The organism is Mycobacterium sp. (assembly GCF_035499775.1).
Classification (GTDB): Bacteria; Actinomycetota; Actinomycetes; order Mycobacteriales; family Mycobacteriaceae; genus Mycobacterium.
On the sequence record NZ_DATJYB010000265.1, the window covers coordinates 1 to 3,242 of the forward strand.

The 3,242-nt window shown below is 68.5% G+C and carries 3 protein-coding genes; all 3 read right to left on the reverse strand.

The window, feature by feature from the left end; all coding sequences use genetic code 11:
* The coding region (locus VML93_RS17235; RefSeq protein WP_325612476.1) for a lytic transglycosylase domain-containing protein at positions 1-1,230 on the reverse strand (1,230 nt) is incomplete at its 3' end.
* Positions 1,231-1,358: 128 nt separating this feature from the next.
* Positions 1,359-1,892 carry a DUF1003 domain-containing protein gene (locus VML93_RS17240; RefSeq protein ID WP_325612477.1) on the reverse strand — a complete coding sequence of 178 codons (534 nt, stop codon included), beginning with the start codon at positions 1,890-1,892 and terminating at the stop codon, positions 1,359-1,361.
* The gene (locus tag VML93_RS17245; protein ID WP_325612479.1) at positions 1,889-3,196 is read right to left on the reverse strand and encodes a magnesium transporter MgtE N-terminal domain-containing protein; all 1,308 of its coding nucleotides are present in this window, start codon (positions 3,194-3,196) and stop codon (positions 1,889-1,891) included. Before VML93_RS17245 ends, VML93_RS17240 begins: the two co-directional genes overlap by 4 nt.
* Positions 3,197-3,242: the final 46 nt, after the last annotated feature.

Consider the following 3,242-nt stretch of genomic DNA (forward strand, 5'->3'; position numbering starts at 1 on the left):
TGGCTGCGTGGCTAACGGTCCCGGCCCCGGCCCCGGGGCCGTTGAGCCGATGCAGATCAGCGTGCAGCCCGGCGCAAGCGTCAGCGGCGCCGGCCCCTGCTGCTGCTGCGGCGTCATCCACGGGTACATCGGTGGCGTGCCGACCAGTGTGGTTTGGCCGCCCAAGTCGATCAGCGGCACACGCCCGGCGAACGGGTCGGTGACCGGCAGCTGACCGTTGTGGTTCAGCGGCATGTTGGGCCCGAGCCCCTCCGGATGCTCGAGGTGCGTGTCGCCGAGCGGCGGCGGTGCGCCGGTGATCGGCGGCAGGTCGACCGGAACCACGCCGGTGGCGTACGCCGCGGCCCAGCCCAGCACGTTCTGGGCATAGGCCATCGAGTTGTTGTAGCGCAGGATCGCGGCCATGACCTGGCCCGGGTCGCGCAGGTTCAGGCCACCGCTGCACAGGTACCGGGCGGCCGCGAGGGTGGCGTCGTACAGGTTCTGCGGATCGGCGATGCCGTCGCCGTCGCCGTCGGCGGCATACCGCGCCCAGGTGCCGGGCAGGAACTGCATGGGCCCCATCGCGCGGGCGTAGGTGACGAGATTGCCGACGTTGCTCTGGATGATGACCTCGTTGCCGGGGAGCGTGCCGTCCAGCGACGGGCCGTAGATCGGGTTGATCGCGGTGCCGCGTGCGTCAACGGCACCACCGCCCGCGTGGCCCGACTCGATGCGGCCGATGCCGGCCAGCAGGTTCCAGCTGACACCGCAGTTCGGGTCGGCGGCGGCCATTTTCAGTTCGGCATTGCGGTAGGCCGACAGTGCCATGGCCGGAATGCCCAGCGTGCCAGGCGCATTCACGATCCTCGGGGGTGGTGGCGCCGATATGGTGGCCGCCGCGACGTGGAAGCTGGCCCGCAGGCGCTGCATGGCGATGACGGCAGGGCCGGCCGAGTTGGCGCCGGCGGCGGAAACCGCGGCCACCGGGGTGACGGCCGCATGCAGCGTCAGGCCCTTTCCGGATACCGGGCCAGGTGCGCCGCCGACCGCTCCGGCAAGTACCAAAGGCGTTATGACGGCGATACCGAATGCCGGACGCGCCGAGCCACGGGTGCGCTGCAGCACCGCCTCCCATAGGTGGGAGGTACCGCCAGTGACCGCCGGAATTGCATGCGCCGCGACGCCACGCGCGTGCTCTCGCACCGCTGCGATGGCCGGGCGTGCATCCCAGCGTCCCCCAATGCGCACTCGACCATCCTCATTGTGTGAGCCGTCGGGAAACTGTGGCCTCTTTGTTACGTCTTCTTCTTAGCCTCGTGAACTAGATCACCATACATAACTCTTGTGACGGGAGTGGCGCAATGGGGGACTTGGGTCTAGCCGGATTTCTTGGCCCGTCGTTCCGGACCATCAGCCGAGCGTGCGACCTGTTTGTCCGGGTTTTTCTTGCGCAGATCAGCCAGCAGGTTTTCCAGCTCGTGACGTAGGTAGTCGCGGGTTGCCACCTCGCCGACGGCCAGCCGCAGCGCGGCCAGCTCGCGAGCCAGATATTCGGTGTCGGCCTTGGTCTGCGCGGCGCGACGGCGATCCTCTTCGAGCGCGACCCGGTCCCGGTTTTCCTGACGGTTCTGGGCCAGCAGGATCAGCGGCGCCGCGTACGCGGCCTGGGTGGAGAACGCCAGGTTGAGCAGGATGAACGGGTAGGGGTCCCAGCGCCAATGGACCACGCCCAGGTTGAGGGCGATCCAGGCCAGCACCAGGATCGTCTGCATCAGCAGGTAGCGGCCGGTGCCGAAGAAGCGGGCGATGGACTCGGTGAACTGCCCGACGGTGTCGGGATCCATCTGAAGCGAGAAATTGCGCGATGTCCGCGGGGTGTACAGCCGCCGCGGCGCCGTGGATTTGCTCAATGGGCTTCTCCGGATCTTGCGGGCGGACCGGCGATGTCGAGTTGCTGGGCATCCACCCGCCAGTCGTGCGGCAGCAGGTGGTCGAGCAGGTCGTCCACGGTCACCGCGCCCAACAGGTGGTTCTGGTCGTCGACCACCGGCCCGCACACCAGGTTGTAGGCGGCGAAGTAGCGGGTCACCGCGCCCAGTGGCGTCTCCGGCGTCAGGGTGAGCAGGTCATTGTCGAGGATTCCGCCGATCAGCCCGGCCGGCGGTTCGCGCAGCAGGCGCTGCAGCGGTACACAGCCCAGGTATCGCCCGGTGGGGGTGGCCGTCGGCGGGCGCGCCACGAACACCATCGACGACAGCGCGGGAGTGAGGTCCGGGTCGCGGGCCCGAGCCAGCGCTTCGGCAATGACGGTGTCGGGAGTCAGCACCACCGGATCGGAGGTCATCAGGCCGCCTGCGGTGTCGGGGGAGTGGGTCAACAGCCGTCGCACCGGGTCCGAGTCATCGGGGTCCATCCTGGTCAGGAGCATCTCGGCATCGGTCGGGGTGAGCACGCCGAGCAGGTCGGCGGCGTCGTCGGGGTCCATCGCCTCGAGCACATCGGCCGAACGTTCGGTGCCCAGCTGCGCTAACACTTCGGCCTGTTCCAGCTCCGGCAGCTCCTGGAGGATGTCGGCCGTTCGTTCGTCGTCGAGCGCCCTGAACACCTCGAAGCGCCGCTTGGGCGGAAGTCCACGGATGGCGTCGGCCACATCGACCGCCTTGCGTCCCTCGAACTGGTTCAGCAGCTCCGCCACCCCCTGGTCCGGCATCGCCAGCGCCGACGGCGTCAGGCCCTGCACGTTCTGCCAGTCGACGACGTGCACCGGGCCGCGTCGCCCCAGCCGGCGCTGGGTGCGGATGGCGACCCTGGTGACCATCCAGTCGCGCGTTCGGGTTTGTTCGATGCCGAGGTCGGTGATCACGACGTCGGCATTGGTCAGCTCCGGCAGCGCGGGATCGGTGACCTTCACCGGGGTATCGAGCACCTGGCCCATCGTCAGGACCTCGCCGGGCCGCTGTTCGAAGTGGCGCAGCGACACGCTGCCGGTGTTGAGCGTCACCGCGTTGGGCTCGATCGCGGCGACCCGCAGCATCGGTATGAAGATGCTGCGCCGGGTCGCCAAATCCACCACCAGTCCCAGGACACGTGGCTGCTGGCGGACGATGCTGATGCTGATCACGACGTCGCGGACACGTCCGAACGATTCGCCGAACGGACCCAACACCAACATCCGCGCGAGTCGCGCCACATAGACCCTGTTGACCGACGCCATGGCAGAAAGCCTAAGAGACACACCGGTCGAGGCGCCCGGCGACGCC

What these genes read in the sequence shown, in the direction of transcription:
- VML93_RS17245 (WP_325612479.1), bottom strand. Translation starts at nt 3,196, where the DNA reads ATGGCGTCGGTCAACAGGGTCTATGTGGCGCGACTCGCGCGGATGTTG.